The organism is Pseudomonas migulae (assembly GCF_024169315.1).
Taxonomy (GTDB): Bacteria; Pseudomonadota; Gammaproteobacteria; order Pseudomonadales; family Pseudomonadaceae; genus Aquipseudomonas; species Aquipseudomonas migulae_B.
The window spans coordinates 1661386-1685776 of the sequence record NZ_JALJWR010000001.1 but is presented as its reverse complement, the minus strand read 5'-3'; the positions used below and the strand labels follow the sequence as shown (position 1 = coordinate 1685776).

22 protein-coding genes are annotated in these 24391 nt (G+C 59.7%); 8 read left to right on the top strand and 14 right to left on the bottom strand.

The annotated features are described in order from the left end of the window. The first annotated feature begins 51 nt into the window (after positions 1-51). Positions 52-801 (top strand): sulfite exporter TauE/SafE family protein, encoded by a 750-nt coding sequence (locus J2Y86_RS07710; RefSeq protein ID WP_253429347.1) that lies wholly within the window; start codon positions 52-54, stop codon positions 799-801. Here J2Y86_RS07710 and J2Y86_RS07705 read toward each other — a convergent pair. Continuing rightward, positions 791-1645 carry a LysR family transcriptional regulator gene (locus J2Y86_RS07705; RefSeq protein WP_253429345.1) on the bottom strand — a complete coding sequence of 285 codons (855 nt, stop codon included), beginning with the start codon at positions 1643-1645 and terminating at the stop codon, positions 791-793. The two genes, J2Y86_RS07710 and J2Y86_RS07705, sit on opposite strands and share 11 nt — an antisense overlap. Positions 1646-1740: 95 nt before the next feature. Between J2Y86_RS07705 and J2Y86_RS07700 the strand changes: the two genes are divergently transcribed. Together J2Y86_RS07700 and J2Y86_RS07695 are read left to right on the top strand one after the other, a co-directional pair. Next, complete coding sequence (locus tag J2Y86_RS07700) at positions 1741-1956, top strand: DUF1127 domain-containing protein (protein ID WP_157709631.1); 216 nt, start codon at positions 1741-1743, stop codon at positions 1954-1956. A gap of 64 nt (positions 1957-2020) precedes the next feature. Further along, positions 2021-3250, top strand: coding sequence for a winged helix-turn-helix domain-containing protein (locus J2Y86_RS07695; RefSeq protein WP_253429343.1), 1230 nt, complete (start codon positions 2021-2023; stop codon positions 3248-3250). 123 nt (positions 3251-3373) lie between these two features. On the opposite strand, the gene J2Y86_RS07690 is transcribed toward J2Y86_RS07695, so the two are convergent. Then, a complete protein-coding gene (locus tag J2Y86_RS07690; protein WP_253429341.1) occupies positions 3374-4720 on the bottom strand; it encodes a class II 3-deoxy-7-phosphoheptulonate synthase in 1347 nt (448 codons plus the stop codon). 148 nt (positions 4721-4868) lie between these two features. Between J2Y86_RS07690 and J2Y86_RS07685 the strand changes: the two genes are divergently transcribed. Continuing rightward, positions 4869-5624 (top strand): spermidine synthase, encoded by a 756-nt coding sequence (locus J2Y86_RS07685; protein ID WP_253429339.1) that lies wholly within the window; start codon positions 4869-4871, stop codon positions 5622-5624. A 53-nt stretch (positions 5625-5677) separates the two neighbouring features. Here the strand turns inward: J2Y86_RS07685 and J2Y86_RS07680 are convergent, their stop codons facing one another. Further along, entirely contained in the window at positions 5678-6469 is a 792-nt protein-coding gene (locus tag J2Y86_RS07680) for a crotonase/enoyl-CoA hydratase family protein (RefSeq protein WP_253429337.1), read from the bottom strand. Positions 6470-6889: 420 nt separating this feature from the next. On the opposite strand from J2Y86_RS07680, the gene J2Y86_RS07675 reads away from it, so the two are divergent. Then, the gene (locus J2Y86_RS07675; protein ID WP_017339791.1) at positions 6890-8563 is read left to right on the top strand and encodes a DEAD/DEAH box helicase; all 1674 of its coding nucleotides are present in this window, start codon (positions 6890-6892) and stop codon (positions 8561-8563) included. Positions 8564-8664: 101 nt separating this feature from the next. Here the strand turns inward: J2Y86_RS07675 and J2Y86_RS07670 are convergent, their stop codons facing one another. The 7 genes from J2Y86_RS07670 to minC form a co-directional block, all read right to left on the bottom strand. Next, a complete protein-coding gene (locus J2Y86_RS07670) occupies positions 8665-10821 on the bottom strand; it encodes a mechanosensitive ion channel family protein (protein WP_253429335.1) in 2157 nt (718 codons plus the stop codon). Between the two features lie 78 nt (positions 10822-10899). After that, positions 10900-11076, bottom strand: coding sequence for a hypothetical protein (locus J2Y86_RS07665; protein WP_008031437.1), 177 nt, complete (start codon positions 11074-11076; stop codon positions 10900-10902). A gap of 290 nt (positions 11077-11366) precedes the next feature. Continuing rightward, positions 11367-12656 (bottom strand): M18 family aminopeptidase, encoded by a 1290-nt coding sequence (locus J2Y86_RS07660; RefSeq protein WP_253429333.1) that lies wholly within the window; start codon positions 12654-12656, stop codon positions 11367-11369. 198 nt (positions 12657-12854) lie between these two features. Further along, positions 12855-13490, bottom strand: a complete 636-nt coding sequence (locus J2Y86_RS07655) for an RluA family pseudouridine synthase (RefSeq protein ID WP_253429331.1) — start codon at positions 13488-13490, stop codon at positions 12855-12857. Positions 13491-13671: 181 nt separating this feature from the next. Then, the gene (gene minE / locus J2Y86_RS07650) at positions 13672-13926 is read right to left on the bottom strand and encodes a cell division topological specificity factor MinE (protein WP_007944431.1); all 255 of its coding nucleotides are present in this window, start codon (positions 13924-13926) and stop codon (positions 13672-13674) included. Further along, positions 13926-14738, bottom strand: coding sequence for a septum site-determining protein MinD (gene minD, locus J2Y86_RS07645; protein ID WP_150631077.1), 813 nt, complete (start codon positions 14736-14738; stop codon positions 13926-13928). The genes minE and minD overlap by 1 nt, the downstream gene beginning before the upstream one ends. Before the next feature lie 201 nt (positions 14739-14939). Next, the gene (gene minC / locus J2Y86_RS07640; protein ID WP_253429329.1) at positions 14940-15677 is read right to left on the bottom strand and encodes a septum site-determining protein MinC; all 738 of its coding nucleotides are present in this window, start codon (positions 15675-15677) and stop codon (positions 14940-14942) included. A 118-nt stretch (positions 15678-15795) separates the two neighbouring features. Here minC and J2Y86_RS07635 point away from each other — a divergent pair, with 118 nt between their 5' ends. The 3 genes from J2Y86_RS07635 (at position 15796) to J2Y86_RS07625 (ending at position 20827) form a co-directional block, all read left to right on the top strand. Beyond that, positions 15796-16728 carry a lipid A biosynthesis lauroyl acyltransferase gene (locus tag J2Y86_RS07635; protein WP_253429327.1) on the top strand — a complete coding sequence of 311 codons (933 nt, stop codon included), beginning with the start codon at positions 15796-15798 and terminating at the stop codon, positions 16726-16728. A 157-nt stretch (positions 16729-16885) separates the two neighbouring features. Further along, positions 16886-18055 (top strand): patatin-like phospholipase family protein, encoded by a 1170-nt coding sequence (locus tag J2Y86_RS07630; protein WP_253429325.1) that lies wholly within the window; start codon positions 16886-16888, stop codon positions 18053-18055. Positions 18056-18127: 72 nt separating this feature from the next. Further along, on the top strand, positions 18128-20827 hold the full coding sequence (locus tag J2Y86_RS07625; RefSeq protein ID WP_253429323.1) for an RHS repeat domain-containing protein: 2700 nt from the start codon (positions 18128-18130) through the stop codon (positions 20825-20827). A 55-nt stretch (positions 20828-20882) separates the two neighbouring features. On the opposite strand, the gene J2Y86_RS07620 is transcribed toward J2Y86_RS07625, so the two are convergent. From J2Y86_RS07620 to J2Y86_RS07605, 4 genes are all read right to left on the bottom strand, one after another. Beyond that, positions 20883-21668: an outer membrane protein OmpK gene (locus tag J2Y86_RS07620; protein ID WP_253429321.1), complete on the bottom strand. Its 786-nt coding sequence runs from the start codon at positions 21666-21668 to the stop codon at positions 20883-20885. Next, positions 21665-22042 (bottom strand): hypothetical protein, encoded by a 378-nt coding sequence (locus J2Y86_RS07615; protein WP_253429319.1) that lies wholly within the window; start codon positions 22040-22042, stop codon positions 21665-21667. Before J2Y86_RS07615 ends, J2Y86_RS07620 begins: the two co-directional genes overlap by 4 nt. Further along, a complete protein-coding gene (locus J2Y86_RS07610) occupies positions 22043-22828 on the bottom strand; it encodes an outer membrane protein OmpK (protein ID WP_253429317.1) in 786 nt (261 codons plus the stop codon). It lies immediately after the preceding gene. Positions 22829-22989: 161 nt separating this feature from the next. Further along, positions 22990-24342, bottom strand: coding sequence for a nucleobase:cation symporter-2 family protein (locus J2Y86_RS07605; RefSeq protein ID WP_253429315.1), 1353 nt, complete (start codon positions 24340-24342; stop codon positions 22990-22992). Positions 24343-24391 lie beyond the last annotated feature (49 nt).

Sequence of the window (24391 nt, the reverse complement as noted above, 5' to 3'; positions counted from 1 at the left end):
GCCAGCGTCGACTGCGTAGGATGGATCGCCAGAGATGAAAGGAAATCGGCCGTGATTGAGTTTTTGATGTATCTGGTATTCGGCGCCGCCCTGGGAACCCTCGGCGGTTTGTTTGGCATTGGTGGCGGACTGATCGCCATTCCCTTGCTGGGGGTGTTGTTCGGTCTCGATCAGCAGATTGCCCAAGGCACGGCGCTGGTGATGGTGGTGCCGAACGTGATGCTGGCGCTGTGGCGCTATCACCAGCGCAATAAAATTGAATTGCGTCACGCGCTGCCACTGGCGTCGATGGGTTTCTGTTTTGCGTGGATCGGGTCGATCTGGGCGGTGGGCATCGATGCGCAAACCATGCGCGTAGGGTTCGTCGCGTTCCTGATCGCACTGTCGGCCTACAACCTGATGCGAATGTTCTACACCAATGCGCCGGCCAGTTCGCAGATGAATTACTCATGGCCATGGCTCGGCGTGCTCGGCGCGGCTTCCGGGACCATGGGCGGATTGTTTGGCGTGGGCGGGGCGGTGGTGGCAACGCCGGTGTTGACCAGCCTGTTCGGCACCAGCCAGGTGGTGGCCCAAGGCTTGTCACTGGCGCTGGCGTTGCCCAGCACCGGCGTCACGCTGGTGACCTATGCCGTGCATCATCAGGTGGACTGGATGATCGGCGTGCCTTTGGCCGTCGGCGGTCTGATGAGCATCAGTTGGGGCGTGAAGATCGCCCACGCCATGCCGGAGCGGCTGCTGCGCGGGCTGTTCTGTGGCTTCCTGGTGCTGTGCGCGGTGATGCTCGCCTTTAAAGTTTGAACCCTTCGACGATGTGTTCGGCCAGGCATTCGGTGATCGGCGACGGATTGTGCAGGTTGCGCAGCAGCATGATGCTGGCCTCGGGCAGCACCGGCAAACCTTCGGCCTCACCCAGAATGCGCATGTCGGGCGTGATCAGGCTTTCGAGTTGCGCGGTGACGGCCAGACCGGCGCTGACCACCGCCATGATCGCCGACAGGCTGTCGCTGTTGTACGCCACGCGGTAATCGCGCCCCACGGCATCGAGGGCATTGCACGCCCACAATCTGCAGAAACAATCACTGTTGAACATCGCCAGCGGCAGCGGCGTCTGCTCATGGGCGCTGAAACATTGCGCTTCGGCCCAGACGAAATGCTCCTTGCGCAACAATTGGCCGATTTCGCTGCCCGGCTCGCGGGTGACGATGGACAAGTCCAGATCCTGGCGCATCAGCAATTGTTTTGATGATTCGCAGTGCACCTCGATCTGGATCAGCGGATAAGACTGGGCGAATCGCCGCAGAATCCCCGGCAGAAAACGCATCACATAATCGTCCGGCGTGCCGATGCGCACCATGCCGACCATGTGCGGCTCGCGCAGCGTGTTGAACACCTCGCTGTGCAGCTTGAGGATGCGTCGGGCATAACCCAGCAGCACCTGGCCCTCAGCCGTCAGGCGCACCTGCCGTCCGTCACGCTGGAATAGTTGACGCTGCAACACATCCTCTTCCAGCCGCTTCATCTGCATGCTCACGGCCGACTGGGTGCGATTGACCAATTCGCCGGCTCGGGTAAAACCGCCCTGGTCGGCGATGGCGACAAAGGTGCGCAGCACTTCGGTGTCGATACTTGGGAAGGCTGACATTCATCAATCTCCGAGATATGTGACATCAGAAACATTCGTTGGATTGATCTTAGTCCTGGGGCGAGACTGGAACCACCTAAACGGAGGGCAACAAGATGAAAGGTCAACATGAGTATCCAGCCGTAGAAAAACACTCGGTCCACCTGGTATCCGATCTGCTGCATAAATTCAGTCGGTGGTACGAACTTCACCGGGAGCGCGAGCTGTTGGCGAGTCTGAGCGACGAAGCACTGAAGGACATTGGCATGAGCCGTGCGGATGTGGAGTTCGAGTCGGTCAAACCATTCTGGAATGACCCGATGCACAAATGAGTAATCCACAACTACACAAACCGTCTCCCGGTGAGGTAGGTTGCGAGCAGACAAGGAGATGCCCATGCCCGCAACGCTGTCCTTTTCCATCAAACAGGCTCGACGCCTGGCGCTGGCCGCCCAAGGGTTCAACGGGCGCCAGCCGCCAGCGGCGATCAAAGCGGTTCAGCTCAATCGCCTGATCGAGCGGCTGGGCATTTTACAGATCGATTCGGTCAATGCGTTGGTGCGTTCGCACTACCTTCCCTTGTTTTCCCGCCTCGGCAACTACTCATCCGACTTGCTCGACCAGGCTGCCTGGAGTTCGGGCCGTCGACGCACGTTATTCGAATACTGGGGCCACGAAGCGTCGTTGCTGCCCCTGTCGATGTACCCGTTGATGCGCTGGCGCATGCGGCGTGCGAGCCGTGGTGAAGATATCTATCAGCAACTGGCGCGTTTCGGGCGTGAACAACAGGACACCATTCGTCGGGTACTGGCCTCGGTTCAGGAAATCGGAGCACTGGGTGCCGGGAGTCTGTCGACTCGCCAGGAGCGGGCAGGACCGTGGTGGGACTGGAGCGCGGAAAAGCATGCGCTGGAATGGCTGTTTGCCGCCGGTGAGGTGACCGTGGCCGGACGACGCGGATTCGAGCGGCTTTATGATTTGCCGGAGCGGGTTATTCCTTCAGCGATTCTGCAGCAGCCGTTGCTCTCGGAAGACGAGGCCCAACGGGGGCTGTTGCTGCATGCGGCACAGGCCTTGGGTGTGGCGACCGAGAAAGACTTGCGCGACTACTTTCGCCTGGGCCCCGGCGATGCGCGGCCGCGTCTGGCGGAACTGGTGGAGGCGGGTGAGTTGTTGACTTGCGAAGTCCAGGGTTGGCGGCAACCGGGGTTTTGCCTGCCTGAGCCAAAAATGCCGCGCAAGGTCCAAGCGAGTGCGCTGCTGTCGCCGTTTGATTCGCTGATCTGGGAGCGTAGCCGCACCGAGCGTTTGTTCGATTTTCGTTATCGGCTGGAGATTTACACGCCGCCGGAAAAGCGGGTTTTCGGCTATTACGTGTTGCCGTTTCTGCACAACGAACGGATTGCCGCGCGGGTGGATTTGCGGGCGGAACGGGCGTTGGGGCGGCTGGCGGTGCATGCCGTGCATGAGGAAGAGCCGGGGCTGGACGAGGAGGGGATGCTGGCGTTGGCGGTAAATTTGCGGCGGATGGCGGATTGGTTGGGGTTGGAGCGGGTGCAGTTGAATTGCCCGCGGGCGAGTGCGGCACGGTTGCGGGTGGCATTGGCTAAAATTGATGTCGCCTGAACGGGCCTCATCGCGGGCAAGCCCGCTCCCACATTGGACCGCATCCGTCCGGACAACTCAGTCAACTGTGGGAGCGGGCTTGCCCGCGATAGCGGTATGTCAGACACCTATAGGCTTACTGGCTCAGCGTCGGACTTGCTTCAGGGTTTCAGCAATCAAAAACGCCAGCTCCAGCGACTGATCAGCATTCATCCGCGGATCACAATGGGTGTGATACCGGTCCGACAAACCATCCTCGGTAATCGGCCGCGCACCACCAATGCACTCGGTGACATTCTGCCCGGTCATCTCGATATGGATGCCGCCGGCATAACTGCCTTCCGCTTCGTGAACCTGGAAGAACTGCTTCACCTCGCCAAGAATCTGCGCAAAGTCGCGGGTCTTGTAGCCGCTGCTGGCCTTGATGGTGTTGCCGTGCATCGGGTCGGAACTCCAGAGCACTTGCTTGCCTTCGCGTTGCACCGCGCGGATCAGCGCCGGCAGGTGATCGCCGACCTTGTTCGCGCCCATCCGTGCGATCAGGTTCAAGCGGCCAGGATCGTTGTCCGGATTGAGCACGTCGATCAGACGAATCAAATCATCCGGGTTCATGCTCGGGCCGACCTTGACCCCGATCGGGTTGTTAACCCCGCGCAGAAATTCGACGTGAGCACCGTCCAGCTGGCGGGTGCGGTCACCGATCCACAGCATGTGCGCCGAGCAGTCGTAGTAGTCGTTGGTCAGGCTGTCGCGACGCACGAAGGCTTCTTCGTAGTTCAGCAGCAGCGCTTCGTGGGCGGTGAAGAAACTGGTCTCGCGCAGTTGCGGCGAACTGTCCATGCCGCAGGCGCGCATGAACGCGAGGGTTTCATCGATGCGGTCGGCGAGGTGGCTGTATTTTTCCGCCAGCGCCGAGTTGGCGATGAAATCCAGGTTCCACTTGTGCACCTGATGCAGGTCGGCAAAACCGCCCTGGGCGAAGGCGCGCAACAGGTTTAGCGTCGCGGTGGACTGGTGGTACGACTGGAGCAGCCGCTCCGGGTCCGGGACGCGGCTTTTTTCGTCGAAGCCGATGCCGTTGACGATGTCGCCACGGTAGGCCGGCAGGGTCACGCCGTCGATGGTTTCGTCGTTGGCCGAACGGGGCTTGGCGAACTGGCCGGCCATGCGCCCGACCTTGACCACCGGGCAACCGGCCGCGAAGGTCATGACGATCGCCATTTGCAGCAGCACTTTGAAGGTGTCGCGGATTTTCGCGGCGGAGAACTCGGCGAAGCTTTCGGCGCAGTCGCCGCCCTGCAGCAAAAATGCGCGACCCTGGGTCACTTCGGCAAACTGACGGCGCAACTCCCGGGCCTCACCGGCAAACACCAGCGGCGGATAGCTGGCCAGGGTTTGCTCGACGTGCTGCAAATGCGCGGCGTCGGGGTATTGGGGTTGTTGCTGGATCGGCAGGGCGCGCCAGCTGTCAGGGCTCCAGGGTTGGCTCATCACGGTCTCGGTTGTTTTACGCTCGGACGTTCATGTTATCAGCAAATTAGTGCGTGACCTGTTCCCGTCGCTTCGCGGACAATCGCGCTTTTGCCGCTTCATGTTGCGGTGTACTACGTTGCCGACCCGGTAACGATCAGGAGACGAAATGACTGAGGAGCGCGTCGAGCATCTGCTCGCCGAGGTACAGGACGAGTTCGGCGTGATCCGTGTGCTGGAAGTGGCCGATTACCGGTTTCTCGAGTTCGGTGATGCCATCGAACAGAGCTGCGTGTTCACCGCCGATCCGAGCTGGCTCGAATACGATTACACCCGGGCGATGCTGATCGGTGCCTTGTGCCACGAGCAACCGGAAAGCGCGCTGTTCCTCGGCCTCGGTGCCGGGACATTGACCCAGGCCTGCCTGAAGTTCCTGCCGCTGGAAGATGTCGAAGCCATCGAGCTGCGCCCCGACGTGCCGCGCCTGGCCATCGAATACCTCGGGCTGGATGACGATCCCCGGCTGTACATCCGGGTGGGCGATGCGCTGGAATTGCTGGAGACCGCCGAGCCGGCGGACCTGATTTTCGTCGATCTCTATACTGATGTCGGGCCGGGTGTCGGGCATCTGGCCTGGCGTTTCCTGGAAAACTGTCAGAAACGCCTGAATTCCGGTGGCTGGCTGATCATCAACCAGTGGGCCACTGACGATGGCAAGCCACTGGGCGCGGCGTTGTTGCGTGGGCTCTATCATCGGCATTACTGGGAACTGCCGGTGAAGGAGGGCAATGTGATTCTGATCGTGCCTTCGGAGCTGGATCAGGAGCTGGATATGGATGGGTTGGTTGCGCGGGCCGAAGGGCTGGCGCCGCGGTTGGGGTATTCGTTGCAGTCGTTGATCAAGGCGATTCGCCCGGCGACCTGAAGTCGGTGAGATCCCCTCGCCACAGAAGCTCGCTTGTCACAGAAGCCGGTTTGTCAGCAGCCTTTGAAAATGCCCGGTCGCTTCTCCAGCATTGACCGCACGCCTTCCTTCGCATCCTCACTCGCCAACAACTTCTTCACCAAGGGCGGCAATCCCTGCGCCGCCGCGGTTTCCCCTTCATAACGTGCCTGTCGGGCCGACAGCAACGTCGCCTGAACCCCCAGCGGTGCCTGCCGGGCAATCCGTTCAGCCAGTTCAATCGCCCGCGGCAACAAATCTTCACTGGCCATGACTTCCTGCACCAGGCCCAGATGCAGCGCATCATGGGCATCGAATTCATCGCCGGTGAGCAGCCAGCGCATGGCATTGCCCCAGCCTGCAACCTGATGCAGGCGCAATGTCGCGCCGCCAAACGGGAAAATCCCGCGCTGCACCTCTTTCTGAGCGAATCGGGTGTTACTGGCACACAGATTGATGTCGGCGGCCAGCATCAGCTCGATGCCGATGGTCAAGCAATAGCCTTGCGCGGCGACAATCACCGGTTTGCTGACCCGCGGACCTGCAAACACGCCCCACGGGTCGCACCCGCCGGGCGGTGCTTGCCAGCCTTCGGCCAGCGCCGCGCTGGCGTTGACCAGGTCGAGCCCGGCGGTGAAATGCTCGCCGTGGCCGAACACCACCGCCACCCGCGCCTCGCTGTCGGCCTCGAATTCGCCGTAGGCCAGGCTGAGGGCATTGAGCAGGTCGAGATCGAAGGCGTTGCGCTTGGCCACCCGATCCAGGCCGATCAACAGGACATGGCCGTGCCGTTCGCAGGTCACTCGGCTGGTAACAGGTTGATTCATCAAGCAATTCCTCGGCGGAGAGGGGATTTGAGGCCGCGGGGCCGCGTCACCAGGGTGAACCGTTTTAGCGTCATCGCCAGCAGGGCCGGGCCTTTGAAAAGTAGACGGCTGCACGATTATCTGCAAAGCCTGTGACACAACGGTGGATGCGTCAGATTTCCGACAAATAATGCTCCCTTTTTGGGCTATTTCCGGTATAGTGCGCGCCGGCCTTTAACCGGGCCGCGTTTAGGTAGCGCAATTCCCCGAAGTCAGCTTCGGCTGCACGTCCGCACAGCGGACTCTCCCTTGACGAATCTTTTTCATTCATTCGTTTTCGCAAATCCCCGCCGACAAAGCAGCCAGGGCGACTCTTGAGTCTTACACGGCATGCGCAGCTTTGGAGCATGGGTCTTTGCGGATGCACTTAGAGGCAGACCCATGACCCAGGAAACCGGCGGCTTCGCCGCTTTTAATCTTAATCCGAATATTCTTGCAGCCGTCATCGCGACTGGCTACGAAGAGCCTTCGGCTATTCAGCAGCAATCGATCCCGATCATCATGGCCGGTCACGACATGATTGGTCAGGCGCAAACCGGTACGGGTAAAACCGCTGCGTTCGCCCTGCCTATCCTGCATTGCATCGATCCTGCCAAGCGCGAGCCGCAAGCCCTGATCCTGGCGCCAACCCGTGAGTTGGCGCTGCAAGTAGCAACCGCTTTCGAAACCTACGCCAAGCAAATGCCGGGCGTTACCGTTGTGGCCGTTTACGGCGGCGCGCCTATGGGCCCACAACTGAAAGCAATCCGTAACGGCGCACAGATCGTTGTCGCCACTCCGGGCCGTCTGTGCGACCACCTGCGTCGCGACGAAAAAGTCCTGTCGACCGTGAACCACCTGGTTCTCGACGAAGCTGACGAAATGCTCAAGCTGGGCTTCATGGACGACCTGGAAGTCATCTTCAAGGCTCTGCCAGCGACCCGTCAGACCGTACTGTTCTCGGCTACCCTGCCACAGTCGATCCGTGCCATTGCCGAACGCCACCTGCGCGATCCGCAACACGTGAAGATCCAGACCAAGACTCAGACCGTTACCGCGATCGAACAGGCTCACCTGTTGGTTCACGCTGACCAGAAGACCTCGGCTGTATTGAGCCTGCTGGAAGTCGAAGACTTCGACGCCCTGATCATGTTCGTGCGCACCAAGCAAGCGACCCTGGACCTGGCCAGCGCCCTGGAAGCCAAAGGCTACAAAGCCGCTGCGCTGAACGGTGACATTGCCCAGAACCAGCGTGAGCGCGTGATCGACTCCCTCAAGGATGGCCGTCTGGACATCGTTGTGGCGACCGACGTTGCTGCTCGTGGCCTGGACGTTCCGCGCATCACTCACGTGTTCAACGTTGACATGCCGTACGACCCGGAATCCTACGTTCACCGTATCGGCCGTACCGGCCGTGCCGGTCGCGAAGGTCGTGCGCTGCTGCTGGTGACTCCGCGTGAGCGCCGCATGCTGCAGGTGATCGAGCGTGTAACCGGTCAGAAAGTTGCCGAAGTCCGCCTGCCGGATGCTCAGGCTGTTCTCGATGCCCGCATCAAGAAACTGACCAACAGCCTGTCGCCGCTGGTTGGCGATGCCGAGTCGACCCACGGTGATCTGCTGGATCGCCTGACCGCCGACATCGGTTGCACCCCGCGTGCCCTGGCCGCCGCTCTGCTGCGCAAGGCCACCAACGCTCAGGCGTTGACCTTGGCTGCGATCGAGAAAGAACGTCCACTGGTGCCGAACAACGCACCGCGTGGCGATCGTCCAGAGCGCACCGGTGATCGTCCGGACCGTGGTGATCGTGAGCGTCGCGCTCCGGTTCCATTGGCTGAAGGTCGTGCTCGTTGCCGTACCGCGCTGGGTGCGCGTGATGGTATCGCTGCCAAGAACCTGCTGGGCGCCATCCTCAACGAAGGTGGTCTGGCGCGTGAAGCCATCGGTCGCATCCAGGTGCGTGACAGCTTCAGCCTCGTCGAGCTGCCGGAAGATGGTCTGGAGCGTCTGCTGACCAAGCTGAAGGACACTCGCGTTGCCGGTAAGCAGTTGAAGCTGCGTCGCTATCGCGAAGATTGATCCGCTCTCGGGCTGATTGATCGAACATAAAAAATCCCCGACTGGTTCGGGGATTTTTTTTGCCTGCGATTTGTTGTCACTGCCTTGTAGCGGCTACAGAGTTATTCCGTTACTTGGCCGCCACCCGCCGTCACCACTTGCACGGTCATGCGCGGCATCGCCAGATCAAGCCCGGCTTCGTCCAGGTGGCGTTTCAGCGACAGGTTGAAGGCGCGGGAAACCTCCCACTGCTTGATCGGAGCGGTCTTGAACCGGGCCCGGAGAATCGCGTTGCCGGACTCGAAACTCTCGACCCCTTGTATTTCCAGCGGCGACCAGATATTGCGTCGTTGCAGCGGATCGGTGCGCATCTTCTGGCCGACGTCGCGCATCAGTTTGATCGCGTTATCGATGTCCATGTTCGAGGGGATCGCCACGCGGAAGATCGCGTAGCCGAACTCCCGCGAGTAGTTCTTGATGCTTTTGATCTCGCTGAACGGAATCGTGTGGACGATGCCGTCGATGTCCCGCAGGCGCACGGTGCGAATGGTCAGGCCCTCGACCGTGCCGAGGTGACCGCCGACATCCACATAGTCATCGATGGCCAGGGAGTCTTCGATGATGATGAACAGGCCGGTGATCAGGTCGGCGACCAGTGACTGTGCGCCGAAACCGATGGCCAGGCCGATGACGCCGGCACCGGCCAGCAGCGGCGTGACGTTCATGCCCATGTTCGCCAGGGCGACGATCAGCGCGACGATGAAGATCGCCACGAACAGCACGTTGCGGATCAGTGGCATCATCGTTTGTGCGCGGGCATTGGCCAGGCCTTTGCGCGAGCGGGTGAGGGCGTGGTGCACCGCGGTGTCGCTGAGAATCCAGATCAGCCAGGCGAAAATCAGCGTACCGCCGAGGCTGAACAGTTTGACGCTGACTTCATGGCCTTCGCCTTCGGTGAACGCAATCAGCGACATGCCCCACACGCGTAAGCCAAGTTCGATGAACGCCAGCCACACCAGCAAATGGGCGAGGGTATAGAAGAAGCTTTTCAGGCGTTCGGAATACAGCGCATGACGCTTCACCCCGCGTTGCGGTTTCAGCGCATGGCGACGCACCAGCCCGTTGATGACCATGCACAACACCAGCAGCACGGTGCAGATCAGCGACTGACGCAGTGCGGTGCTGGTGTCGCCGGCCGAGACGAAGGTGGCGAACAGCGAGATGGCCACCAGCACCAGCGCCGGCACGTACCAGAAAGTCCCGAGAATATCGATGGTGTCGCTGAGGGCGCGGCGGGTCAGGCGCCGGGACAGCGGCTGGTTGCGGATCAGGTGGGCGATGGGGCGACGGAAGCGCAGGATGAACAGCCCGGTAGACAACGCGGCCAGCACGTTGGCGATGGTGGCGGCGGTGTGCGCCAGGTGGCTGCCGAGGCTGGTGACCAGGCGCGGATCGCTCAGGGCTTCACCAAACGCGGCGAAACTGCCGATCAGCCACAACGGCCGAAAGGCCTGATGCCGCAGGATGTACAAGGCGCGGTGACGGTGCGGGCCGTCGAGCAGGGAAAAGGCGATCACGCAGATCGCCGAAAAACACGTGCCGACCACCAGCGCGTAGGCCAGCACCATGGCCAGGCTTTTGCCCAGCGATGAGGGCAGGGCGTAACTCATGTACACCGTGATGACCAGGGCAATCAGCCAGGGGCCGAGTTTGCGCAGGGCGAAACGCAGCATGTCGAGGGCCTTGGGGTGTTGCGGCAATTCTTCGGTCAGGCCGAAGCGCATCCGCACCCGATGGCCGAGCCAGATCAATGCGGCGGCCAGCAGGCTCCAGACCATCAGGATCATGGCGAAGGCAAAAATGATCGGCAGCCATTCACTGGCCGGCAGCGCCAGTGCAGTCAGTTCATCCTTGGCCTGGTTGAACTCTTCGGACCAGCGCGTGAGCGGGCTGTCGGCGCCGGAAAACTGCTTTTCGAAATTGGCCAGGGTCCCGCCAATCAGGCCCAGCACGCCTTCTTCCTTGGCTGGCTGGACTTTTTTGGTGGCGTCGCGCAGCTTCTTCAGGTCGGCCAGCAACTTGCTGCGTTGCTGATCGTTCTCCAGCGACTTGATGACTTCGTCGAGGGATTGTCCCAGCGGTTCTTGCGCCTCTGGCTGGGTTTTCGCGGAGCCGTTGAGCAGGCTCGGCAAACCGGCGGCCTGGGCGGGCATGATCGGCAGCAGTGCCATGAGGCAGACGAGGAAAAAACACGGCAGGGCAAAAAGACGAGCGAACACTAGGCGGTCAACCTTGAAATGAGCAGATCGACCGAGTGTACGAGCCCGCCAAAATCAATGCGAGCCAGGGGCGAGGATTTATTCGTTGAGTTTGGCGAGGATCTTGAAGACGACGGTGGCGAGGATGGTCAGCATGCCGATCCACATCGCGAACACGCCGGCATTCTTGTCACGGAAATTGAAGCCGATGGCCAGCAGGATCATCCCGGCAAGAATCGGGATCAGCATGGCGTGGAATGAAGACATCGAGATCATGAGCGACTGCCTTGTCGAAGGGGGTATTTAAAGTCTAGGTGGCTTTTGGGTGGCCTGGGGTGATGTGTATCAGAAATGAGCCACACATAAAACGCAGTAAGTGTGGAGAAAAAGCTCTTTGTGGCGAGGGGATTTATCCCCGTCCGACCGCGAAGCGGTCGTAAAGCCAGCGAATGCGGTCTGTCTGAGAAACCGCGGCGCTGGTTTTGGGGCTGCGGCGCAGTCCAACGGGGATAAATCCCCTCGCCACAGAAAATCCCCTCACCACAGGTGGATCGCTGTATCAGGGATTACGGCAATTCCTGGCAGGCGTAAAACGCGCTCAGCACTTTCACCAGGTGCGCCAGGTCATGGCTGCCGCACAGCTCGCGGATCGAGTGCATGGCGAATGTCGGCAAGCCGATGTCCACGGTGCGCACCCCCAGATGGCTGGCGGTGATCGGGCCGATGGTCGAGCCGCAGCCCATGTCGCTGCGCACCACGAAGCTTTGCACCGGTACTTCTTCGGCCATGCACAGATGGCGGAAGAACCCGGCGGTTTCGCTGTTGGTGGCGTAACGCTGGTTGCTGTTGACCTTGATCACCGGGCCGGCATTGAGTTTCGGGCCATGGTTGGCGTCGTGCTTGTCGGCGTAGTTGGGGTGCACGCCGTGGGCGTTGTCGGCCGAAACCAGCAGGGATTTCTGAATGGTGCGTACGAATTCATCACCTTCAGGCAGCAGGCGACGCAGGGTCTGCTCAAGCATCGGGCCGTCGGCGCCGCACGCGGAGCAGGAGCCGACTTCCTCGTGGTCATTGCAGACCAGCACGCAGGTCTCATCGGTTTCAGCCGTCAGCAACGCTTGCAGGCCGGCGTAGCACGACAGCAGGTTGTCCAGGCGCGCGCCAGCAATGAAATCTCCATGCAGGCCGATGACCGCTGCGCTTTGGGTATCGTAGAAGCTCAGCTCGTAATCGAGCACCACATCGGCGTTCAGGCCGTGTTCCAGCGCCAGCTGGTTGGTGAGCACGGCGCGAAAATCCACACGCTCGTCACCGGCAAACTGCGCAAGGATCGGCGGCAGCTCGGTCTGGGCGTTGATGGCCCAACCCATGTTGGCTTCACGATTGAGGTGAATGGCCAGGTTCGGAATGATCGCAATCGGTGCCTTGAAGTCGATCAGCTGGCTCTCGACCTTGCCGTCGCGGCGGAAGGTCACGCGGCCGGCGAGGGACAGGTCACGGTCGAACCAGGGCGCCAGCAACGCGCCGCCGTAGACTTCGACACCCAGTTGCCAGAAACCCTGGCGTTGCAGTTCCGGCTGGGGTTTGACCCGCAGGCACGGGCTGTCGGTGTGGGCGCCGACCAGGCGAATGCCGCCATGCAGCGGTGAGTGACGGCCCATCTTGATGGCGACGATCGAAGAGTCGTTGCGGGTGACGTAGTAGCGGCCGTTGGCCTCGGTGGACCAGGGCTCGCGCTCATCGAGACGCTGATAGCCCGCCGCTTCCAGGCGCTGAACAAGGCTGGCGGTGGCATGGAACGGGGTAGGGGAGGCCTTGAGGAAATCGATCAGGCCTTGGTTCAACTCTTCGCGCATAAGTAGCTCCAGACAGCAATGGCGCCAGTTTAACGTATTGGTCAGAGAATTGGCGGTGGGCTGAGGGTGTTGCGTCTGCAGATGATCCCTTGTGGGAACGGGCTTGCCCGCGATGGCGGCGTGTCAGTCGACATGGATGGTGGCTGACAGTCCGCCTTCGCGGGCAAGCCCGCTCCCGCAGGGTGAGGTGAGTTCTTGCTAGAACGGTGCCGGGCACTCGAAGCGCAAGCGTTCACCGGTCTGCGGATGGGTGAAGCTGAGCATGCTTGCGTGCAGGCACAGACGAGGCCAGGCCGCCAGCGCTTGCTCGTGGGCGTATAGCCCGTCACCGAGCAGCGGGTGGCCAATCGAAAGCATATGCACGCGCAACTGATGGGAACGGCCGGTGATCGGGGTCAGTTCAACCCGGCACCAGTCGCCGCAACGTTCAAGCACGCGCCAGAAGGTCAGGGCGTTTTTGCCGAACTCGTAGTCCACCACGTGGCGCGGCTTGGTCGGCGGATCGTAGCGCAACGGCAGATCGATGCTGCCGCTGTCCAGCTCCGGTTGACCCCAGCAAAGGGCGGTGTAGGCCTTTTCGGTTTCGCGGTCGTGAAATTGCCGAGACAGTTCGCGATGAGTGTCCGGGTCGCGGGCCAGAAGAATGATGCCGGACGTTTCCCAGTCCAGTCGATGGACGATGCGGGCTTCCGGGTAGCCGTTTTCTTGCAGGCGGGTGATCAGGCAATCCTTGTTGTCATCGGCCCGGCCAGGGACGGAAAGCAACAGGGTCGGTTTGTCCACCACCAGTACGGCGGCGTCCTGATGGATGATGCGGATGTTGGACAGCGGCATTAAACAGCCTCGTAACAAACGCCAACGGCGGCTCAGGCCCCCGCAACCCGTAGGAGCGAAGCTTGCTCGCGAACGCATCACCTCGGTCTATGAGATAAACCGAGTTGCCTGCTTCGCGAGCAAGCTTCGCTCCTACGGAATGCGTAAAAGCCTGAGCCGCCGTGGCTCCAGCCGGATCGACTCAGCGATCGGGCAGGGTGATATTGAGTTCCAGAATCGAGCAGCTACCCTGGTTTTCCAGGGCGACATGCACGTCATCGGACCCGATATTGACGTACTTGCGGATCACCTCGACCAATTCCTTCTGCAAGGCTGGCAGGTAGTCCGGCGTACTGCGTTGGCCGCGTTCATGCGCCACGATGATCTGTAGACGCTCTTTCGCTACCGAGGCGGTACTTGGCTTCTTGTTAGCACGAAAGAAGTCAAAAATGTTCATTACCGGCCTCCAAACAGACGCTCAAAGAATCCTTTCTTCGTCACATCGAGAAACCGATGCTCCACGGTTTTGCCCAGCAGGCGGTCGACGGCATCGCTGTACGCCTGACCGGCGTCGCTCTGGTCGTCGAGGATCACCGGCACGCCGGAGTTGGACGCCTTGAGTACCGCTTGGGACTCAGGGATCACACCCAGCAGGGTCACGGCGAGAATTTCCTTGACGTCTTCGACGCCGAGCATTTCACCGTCGCTGACGCGTTGCGGGTTGTAACGGGTCAGCAGCAAGTGTTCCTTGATCGGCTCTTCGCCGTTTTCAGCGCGACGCGACTTGCTGGCCAGCAGGCCCAGCATGCGGTCCGAGTCACGGACCGAGGAAACTTCCGGGTTGGTCACGACGATCGCTTCATCGGCGAAGTACATGGCCAGGTGAGCACCTTTCTCGATGCCCGCCGGCGAGTCGCAGACCACGAATTCGAAGTCTTCCTTCAATGCCATCAGGACTTTTTCCACGCCTTCGACGGTCAGCGCGTCTTTGTCGCGGGTCTGACTGGCGGCCAGTACGTAGAGGTTTTCCAGGCGTTTGTCTTTGATCAGGGCCTGTTGCAGGTTGGCTTCGCCGTTGACCACGTTGACGAAGTCATACACGACGCGACGCTCGCAACCCATGATCAGGTCGAGGTTACGCAAACCGACGTCGAAGTCGACGATAACTGTTTTGTGACCGCGCAGTGCGAGGCCGGTACCGATAGCAGCACTGGTGGTGGTCTTACCCACACCACCCTTGCCGGATGTAACCACGAGAATCTTGGCCAAGGTGTTTCACCCCTAAGGAAAAAGGACATTTAGCCCCTGAAAAACATCTCTAGAAAAACTACTGCAGTCGGACAGCCTTGGCTGGAATCCGGTCCAGAACGGCGCTTACCTTCGATAAACACTGCTTTTGGCCTTTTTCCTACTTCGTTTGAGCCGTATTCGCTACGTTTTAGAGATGCTTGGAAAATGTGGCAGTATCCGTTAAAGCCGAATGATGTTCAACACATCGCCCGACAGGCTGACCTGAACGCCGGCACCCCATAAAGGGTCGCGACGCAGATCCTCCGAAACCTTGTAGTGGCCTGCGATGGAGACCAGTTCAGCGCTCATTTGCTGACAGAAAATCCTGGCTTTCGTGTCGCCTTTGACCCCGGCCAATACACGACCGCGCATCGGTCCGTATACATGGATGTTCCCGTCGGCGAGAAGTTCCGCCCCCGGGCTGACCGACGAGATCACGACGAGGTCGCAACCCTGGGCATAAATCTGCTGGCCGCCGCGCACGGGCGAGGTGATGATTTTCGTCGGTTTGATCGTCGGTTCCGCCGGTTTTTCCGGTTTCTTCGCAACGGCCCCTTCAAGCGGGTCCAGCGACCGCTCGCGGGCGCCGGATGGCGGCAGCACCGGCAGGTCGACCGCGATGGCGGCGGCGATGTCTTCGATGCGGCTGGCACGGATCGCCAGGGTGCGCAGGCCGTGCTGGCGACAGACGCGCATCAGACCCGGCAGATCGACCGCGCCTTCGCTGGCCGGAAGCTTGTCCAGCGCCAGTACCAGCGGTGCGTTGCTGAAGAAGTTGGGCGCCTGGGCGACTTTCGCGGCCAGTTGCCGATCGAGGCTCTCGAGGTCGTTGCGGGCCAGCTCCAGCACCGTAATGGCGAGCATGCTGCCCTTCAACTGGAACACGGGATCTTGGTCTAGCGGGTCGATTTGGCTCATGGTCGGCATACAACGGCTTGTCACTAAAAGTGCCGAGACTTATAACGAGAACGCTCGCCAGCCGCAAGCCGGGTCGAACGATGTAGAATGCGCGGCCATCGTCTTTCCGGAACCTTTAATGGATCGCCCGCGTTTTCAAAAAGCATTTCTGATGCCGCGTTTCTGGCCGCTGTGGTGCGGCTTGGGGTTGTTGTGGCTGATTGTTCAATTGCCATACCCGGCGCTGCTGTTTATCGGTCGCGGCCTCGGTGCATTGATGTATCGTGCGGCCGGCGACCGACGGCGCATTGCCCGGCGCAATCTTGAGCTGTGTTTCCCTGAAAAATCTGCCGCCGAGCGCAAACGCCTGCTCAAGGAAAACTTTGCTTCCACCGGCATCGCGTTCTTTGAAATGGCCATGAGCTGGTGGTGGTCCCGGGAGCGTCTGGCGAAACTGGCCCATGTCGAAGGGCTGGAGCATCTGAAGAAAGCCCAGCGCGAGGGCAAGGGCGTGATCCTGATGGCGGTGCATTTCACCACGCTGGAAATCGGCGCGGCGTTGCTCGGTCAGCAGCACACCATCGACGGCATGTACCGCGAGCACAAGAACCCGTTGTTCGATTACATCCAGCGCAGTGGGCGCGAGCGGCATAACCTCGACTCGCTGGCGGTGGAGCGCGAAGACGTGCGCGGCATGCTCAAGTTGCTGCGGTCCGGCCGGGCGATCTGGTACGCGCCGGATCAGGACTACGGCGCCAAGCAAAGCATCTTCGTGCCGCTGTTCGGCATTCAGGCAGCGACCGTCACCGCCACCAGCAAGTTTGCGCGGCTGGGCAAGGCGCTGGTGGTGCCGTTCACCCAGGAGCGTCTGGCGGACGGCAGCGGTTATCGACTGGTGATCCATGCGCCGCTCGAGGGTTTTCCCGGCGAGACCGAAGAGGCCGATTGCCTGCGGATCAACCAATGGGTCGAAGGCGTGCTGCGCGACTGCCCGGAGCAATACCTTTGGGCCCATCGCCGCTTCAAGAGCCGTCCGCCGGGCGAGCCCAAGCTGTACGAAAAACGCGGTTGAACCACGATCCCCTGCAGGCGCGAGGCTTGCCCGCGAAGGCGTCATCTGCGACACCCAGAAACCGAGGTGAAGCCTTCGCGGGCAAGCCTCGCTCCTACAGGTTTTGTATTAGACAGGGCTGGAGTAATGATCCCGCCCAGCACCATGGAGCGTTGCGATGAGTCCTGCTGAACCGGTTACAGGGTTGATTCTTTCCGGCGGCGGGGCTCGGGCGGCCTATCAGGTTGGGGTGCTGGCGGCGATTGCCGAACTGCTGCCGCTGGGGGCCGACAATCCGTTTCCGGTGATCGTCGGCACCTCGGCCGGGGCGATCAACGCCGTCAGCCTCGCCAGCGGGGCGATGGATTTCCGTGGTGCGATCGAACGTCTGACAGCCTTCTGGCAGGGCTTCCGCAGTCATCTGGTGTTGCGCAGCGATTGGCCGGGGGTGATCCATCAGGCCAGCCGGTTTGTCAGCCACAGTCTGCTCGGCATCGGCGCCCAGGTGCCGGTGGCCTTGCTCAACAGCTCGCCGCTGCGCGGGTTGCTCAACGACAAACTGCAGATGACCGGCATCGCTGAAGCCATTGCGCACAAGCAGTTGCAGGCCGTCGCGGTCACCGCGTTTGGCTATGAATCCGGACAGGCCGTGACGTTCTATGAGGGCGGCGGCACCATCGACGCCTGGTTGCGCCATCGGCGAATCGGCGTGCCGACGCAATTGACCGTCGACCATTTGCTCGCCAGCTCCGCCATCCCCTTGCTGTTTGCACCGGTGAAAATCGGCGAAGAATATTTCGGCGACGGCGCAGTACGCCAATCGGCACCGATCAGCCCGGCCCTGCACCTGGGCGCCAGCCGCGTGCTGGTGGTGGGCGTCAGCGGCAACCCGCGCGGCGTCGACCCGGAGCAACCGCTGCAACGCGCCTACACCGGCCAGCAACCGACGCTCGCGCAGATCGGCGGGCACATGCTCAACAGTACGTTCATCGACAGCCTGGAAAGCGACATCGAGTTGCTGCAGCGTCTGAATCAGTTTAGTCATCTGATGCCCGCTGGCACGCCGACCCGTGCGCTCGGCGTCGCGCCGGTGGAGGTGCTGGTGATTTCACCGAGCCAGCCGATCGATGAAATTGCGGCGCGGCATCGCCAGGAGTTGCCGGCGGCGCTGCGTCTTTTCCTGCGCGGGCCGGGGGCGACCAAGACCAGCGGGGCGGGGGTGTTGAGTTATCTGTTGTTCGAGGCGGGGTATTGCAGCGAATTGATTGATCTGGGGCGGCGGGATGCGTTGGCCAAGCGGGATGAGTTGAGCCGGTTTCTTGGGCTAACGGTGCCTGAAGTCGCTTGAACTGTCAGTTGTGACAGTAGACAGTTACTTGCCTCTACGATCAGATTGAAACCCTCATCAGAGGGATCGAACATGGCGGCCGCGCAATGGATTGATGCTCACACGCCAACAGTGACGGTGACGGACCCGCGTGGGTTGGATGTGCGAAATGTCGCTTATTGTCGTCATCCGCTGAACACATCGGTTGATACGCGCATTACCCGAAACCACTTCGATCCTGCCGGACGGCTTTTCGCTTCCTGGGACCCGCGCCTGTGGGGAACCGCGCCGAAGCCGAATCTTGAAAACACCTTTGATTTGCAAGGCCGGGCTCTGCTGGTGGAGAGCGTCGATGCCGGTTGGCGACTGAGCTTAATGAATCAGGCGGATGCGATCTGCTCGTTCTGGGACGGCCGCGGCAGCCAGCGTCACACTGAGTACGATGAGCTTCTTCGTCCGGTAACCGTCACCGAACAAATGGCGGGGGAATCGGCGCGGGTTTCCGATCGGTTTGCATATGCTGATGCCGGTCACGGGTTTGCCGTACATAACCAATGCGGAAAACTGATCTGCCATGACCACCCGGCCGGCAGTCGGCGCCTCTGCGAATACGGTGTGGGTGGTTTGCTGCTGTCGGAGCGAATGCGTTTCCTGCGCGATCTGGAGCCGCCGAATTGGTCGTCCGCGTTCGCCGATGCCGGACTGGAAGACGAGGTGTTCGAGACGACGCAGCTGTACGGTCCTTTGGGAGACATGCGCAGTCAGACTGATGCCATGGATAACGTCAGATCATTCGCTTACGACCGGGCCGGGCAATTACGCGAGGCTCGACTGAAGCTGGTGGATTCCGCTGATGAACCTCGCTTGCTGGTCAGTGAAATCCGCTACGACGCCTTGGGCAGGGGCATCAGCGAACGGGCGGGAAACGGCGTGTCCACCAGCACGCGATACGCCGATGAAGACGGGCGTTTACTGCAACTGCAGTCTTGCGATGCCGATGGCCAGCCGCTTCACGATTTTAATTATGCATACGATCCGATGGGCAACATCACCAGCATCGAAGACAAGGCTCAACTGACGCGTCATTTCAACAATCAGCGAATCGATCCGGTCTGTAGCTATACCTACGACAGCCTTTACCAACTGATCGAAGCCACCGGCAGCGAAGTCAGTCAGCCGAGCTACGGCCCAGCGTTGCCGTCGTGGCAAACCACACCACTGGATCCCAGCCAGTTGCGCAATTACATCCAGACCTTCAACTACGACGCAGCAGGTAATCTGCAAACCCGCCATCACAGCGGTGCAGAAACCTTCGAGATGTTTACCTCGCCAGACAGCAATCGAAGCGTTGCGGATGAAGGCAATCTGGTCGACGGCTTCGACGCCAATGGCAATCAACTGGCGTTGTTGCGCAGCCAAAAGATGAGCTGGGACATTCGCAATCAGTTAAGCCGGGTCACGCTGGTCAGGCGTGGCGACGGCCCTGACGATAGCGAATGTTATTGCTACGACAGTCCTGGACATCGACTGCGAAAGGTCCGACTTACCCAGGCTGCGAGTCGTACGTTGCGGGCGGAAGTTCGCTACTTGCCGGGGCTGGAAATTCATCGTGATTCGGCGACTGGCGAAGAACGGCACGTCGTGAGTGTCGAAGCCGGGCGCAGTCAGGTTCGAGCCTTGCACTGGGTTACGAAGTTGCCTTGCGATATTCCTGACAACCAGCTGCGGTTTTGCCTGAGCAATCACCTGAATTCCAGCACGCTGGAGTTGGATGAGCAGGGTGGCGTGCTGAGTCGGGAGCATTTTTACGCGTTTGGCGGGACGGCGTTGTGGGCGGGTGCCAGCGAGATTAAGGCAAAGTACAAGACGATTCGTTATTCGGGTAAGGAGCGGGATGCCACGGGGCTTTATCATTATGGGTATCGGTATTACGCGCCGTGGTTACAGCGGTGGGTAAATCCTGATCCGGCGGGAAATGTGGATGGCAATAATTATTTTTTGTATGTGTCAAATAATCCAGTCACGTACATGGATAGTCAGGGCTTGATGAAAAGGAGGCCGGTTTTTGCATCGATGACGTTGACTATCGATGCCGATAGCATTGTTGCTCATTCTGGTGTCCGCTTCAGTAAAGGCAAGCTTATGGAGCACAGTGAAGGCGCTAACTTTTTTCATGGGTCCGATTCTTCAAGTTTGTTGATGTTTACACTGGATGATCCCTCTTATTCAGGCTATTTGTTGCCGATGGGGGCGTTGTTGGAGCAAAAAATATATCCGTTTGGTGGGGAGGCGGGAAATGCCTTGCGAGAAGGCGCTCTTAATAAAGAGTATATATCCACGGTTGATCTTGATAACTTCGGTGGGGCTTACAACTACAGTCAATTGAAAAGTAAGGAACCTTGGAGCTTCCGTTCTGGAGGGGCGGAGTTAAGCGCACACATTGAGGATGTTACCTCGAGAGAATTTGACCCAAAATTTCATGAAGCAAAACAAAATCTGTTGCAGGGGCGGCTCGAAAGGTGGAATGCACTGGAGCCGGGTTCCAGGCGGTTGGTCGATTTAGGCTTCCCGGTCGTCTATGGACTTTCACCCGTTGGTGACGACGAAGGACGAATAAAAAGAGTGTCTTCAGATGTACCTGGTGAAACGGCAATCCGATTCGGTGTTTCTCCTGAGGAAATTCGTGTGATCTACACGGAAGAGCGATACGTTGAATTAGCCTCTGAAGTTGTTAATAAACTTGTAAGTGCTAGAGGTATAAGTGTGAAAGCGTTTAGTGAAATACGGAAGTGATTGATTTTTTAGACTCAGCACCTATAAAAGGTGCTGAGTAAGTTTGTGTCGTAGGTCAGAAGTGAAACTTCACCAAAAAGCTCGTAGTGCTCTGATCGGTCTTGAACACCTGGCTATCTTTAATTCCGTACTTATCCGACCAATAGTCATACTCCACCCCCACATACAACTGCTTCTCGCCAAAATTCAGCGCCTTGCCCAAATCATATTTAACCTGTGGGTTGAAGTGCAGGTTGGCGTGGTAGTCGCCTTTGGAGTTCGAGTCGTTGTCGACCACCCAGTCCATGAAACCATCGATCAGGATGCTCGAATCCCCAACCGGAATGGTGTAGGACCACACCGGGGTGATCTGCCAGACGTTGTCACCGGCGCGCGAGCCCTCGGTGTGACGCTGATAGAAGTTCAGCTGGAAGTAATCAAAGCCCGGAATCGCCAGGTCGAAACCCGGACCGATCAGGTAGGACTCGGTATCGCCCTCGCCGAACTCGTACGTCATGGCCAGCAACACGTCTTTGACCGGGCCGAATTCGATCTTCTGGTCGAGGACCTTGCCCAGGGAAATACGCGGCTGGAACTCACCGTAATACGTATTCGGGCCAGCGTTGAAGTCCTTTTCACCGTTGTAGAAGATCTTGTCGACGAAGAAGAAGTTATCCCCGTATTTCCAGGCGTCAGCGTGTTCGAAGGTTACGGTCTGCTGAATGCGCGGGTTGACCTGGAAGTCCTTGCCATACAGGTAGGTCAGGCTGTTGTTCTGCCATTGCAGCAAGTCGCCGGCCATGGCCTGGCCCCCGGCCAGCAAGGATCCCGCCAGCATCAGGCTAGTGCACGTGCGTTTCATTCGGTTGCTCCCAAAAAGTAGGTGTTCCACGTTGTTTTTTTAAGATCGGCGCTCTGGTGTGGCGCCTTTTTCCGTAACGGTAAAAAATCATCCAATCGGTCGGCTTCAGTGCTATTGGCAAGCGCTGCGCCAAGGCTTTCGAAAAGCAAAAAAACTCCCGTTCGGCGGCTCAAGAGCAGTCGATTGAGAGGGGGGTTGGAATGCCTTGTTACCGTCCAGGGCCGGGATAAGTTGGCTTTCTGGTCAGGAATAAAATCCGGGCTTTTTTTTAAAGCGGATTTAGGCGGCCGCGGAGAATACTGACTCCTTGGCCAGGTCTCAAGTGCCCCGCAACAGCGCACCGACGACAGGTTTGGAGCGCGGTTGCGGATCATCTAGAAATGCACCTTCACCAGCAGGCTGCTGGTGTTCTCATTCGTGTCGAAGTTGCCGTTGTTTTCGATGCCGTATTTGTCTTTCCAGTAGCTGTATTCGACGCCGACGTACACTTGTTTCTCCCGCCAGCCCAAGGCCTTCCCCAGGTCATATTTGACCTGTGGGTTCAGGTGCAGGTTGGCGTGGTAGGTGCCATGTGAGTTCTGGTCGTTATCCACGACCCAGTCGATATAGCCGTCGATCAACAGGCTCGAATTGCCCACTGGCAGGGTGTAGGACCAGGCCGGTGTGATCTGCCAGACATCGTCGCCGGGGCGCGAGCCTTCGGTCTGGCGGTTATAGAAGTTCAAGGTGAAATAGTTGAAACCCGGTACCGCGAGGTCGAAACCGGGGCCGATCAGATAGGCCTCGGTGTCGTCTTCGCCATTCTCGTAGGTCATGGCCAGCAACACGTCCTTGATCGGGCCGAATTCGAAACGGCGGTCGAGGATTTTGCCGAAGGAAAGGCGCGGACTGAACTCGCCGTAATAGGCGTGAACGCCTTTGTTCCGGTCTTTCTCGCCGTTGTAGTAAGTGCTGTCGACGAACAGGAAGGTGTCGCCGTACTTCCAGCGGTCGGCGTGCTCGAAGGTTATCGTCTGCTGGATCGAAGGGTTGACCGCGAAATCCTTGCCATACAGATAGCTCAGGCTGTTGGTCTGCCACAGCAGCAAATCGCCGGCCATGGCTTGGCTCGCGGCCAATAGACCACCGCCTAACAGCATGTTTGTCTGTGTCCGAATCATTGTTGCTCCCTCTTGTTTTTATTGTTTGAGGCACAGGCATCCCCGCCCCTTGTGGGAGCGGGCTTGCTCGCGAAAAGCGGTTTGCCAGTCAACATTGATGTTGGATGTGCCGACCTCTTCGCGAGCAAGCCCGCTCCCACATGGGTTTGTGTTGTTACTTGTTAGTGCGCGTGGCAGTCGTTGATCGCCGCGCGTTCGCGGCCGCCGAGGATGTTGAACAGCAGGTTCAGCGCCAGTGCACTCAACGTCGCCATGGCAATTCCGCTGTGAGTGATCGGACTCATCCACAGTGGCAGGTGCGCAAAAAACTCCGGACGCACCACCGGAATCAATCCCATGCCGATGCTCACCGCCACCAGCAACTGGTTGCGACGGTCACCGATGTCGGCTTCCTGAAGAATCTTGATCCCGGTGGCGGCAACCATGCCGAACATCGCGATGGCCGCGCCGCCCAGTACTGCTGGCGGAATCGAGGCCACCAGGAACGCTGCCTTGGGCAGCAAGCTCAGCACGATCAACAAACCGCCGGCGACGATGGTCACCGAGCGGCAGCGCACGCCGGTCATCTGCACCAGGCCGATGTTCTGTGCGAAGGAGGAGTGGGTGAAGGTGTTGAAGAATCCGGCGAAAAATGAGGCGCCGGCATCACACAACAGGCCGCGACGCAGCATTCGCGGACAGACGTCCTGGCCGGTAATTTTGCCCAGCGCGAGGAACATCCCGGTGGACTCGACGAAGATGATCACCACCACCAGGCACATTGACAGAATCGGTGCCAGTTCAAACTTCGGCATCCCGAAGTGCAGCGGGGTGACGATCTGCAGCCAGGGCGCCTGGGCCATGCCGCTGAGGTCGACCATGCCGATCAGTCCGCAGATCACGTAGCCCAGGCACATGCCGATCAGTACGGAAATGTTGACCCAGAATCCGCGCATGAAGCGATGGACCAACAGGATGGTGGCCAGCACCAGCGCGGCGATGGCCAGGTAAATCGGTGAGCCGAATTGAGTGGCACCGGCACCGCCGCCCGCCCAGTTGACGGCCACGGGGAACAGCGACAAACCGATCGAGGTGATGACGGTGCCAGTTACCAAAGGCGGGAAGAAGCGCACGACTTTGGACATGAACGGCGCGATGATCATGCCGAAGAAGCCGGCGGCAATGGTCGCGCCGAAGATGCCCTGCAGACCGATACCGGGCATGCCGGCCATGGCGACCATGCTCCCGACAGCCGCAAAACTGGCGCCCATCATCACCGGCATGCGAATGCCCATCGGGCCGATGCCCAGCGATTGCACGATGGTGGCGATGCCGGCGACCAGCAGGTCGGCATTGATCAGGAAGGCGATTTCTTCACGACTCAGGCCAGCGGCCTGTCCGATGATCAGCGGCACTGCGATGGCGCCGCCGTACATCAGCAAAACATGTTGCAGACCGACCAGGATCAGTTGCAAAAGGGGCAAACGCTGAATGGCGGGTGCGTCGGGGATGCGCGCTTCGGATAGCTCGGACATGCAACACCTCGGATCTTTTTTATTCTTGTGATTTTGTGCATCAGGGTTG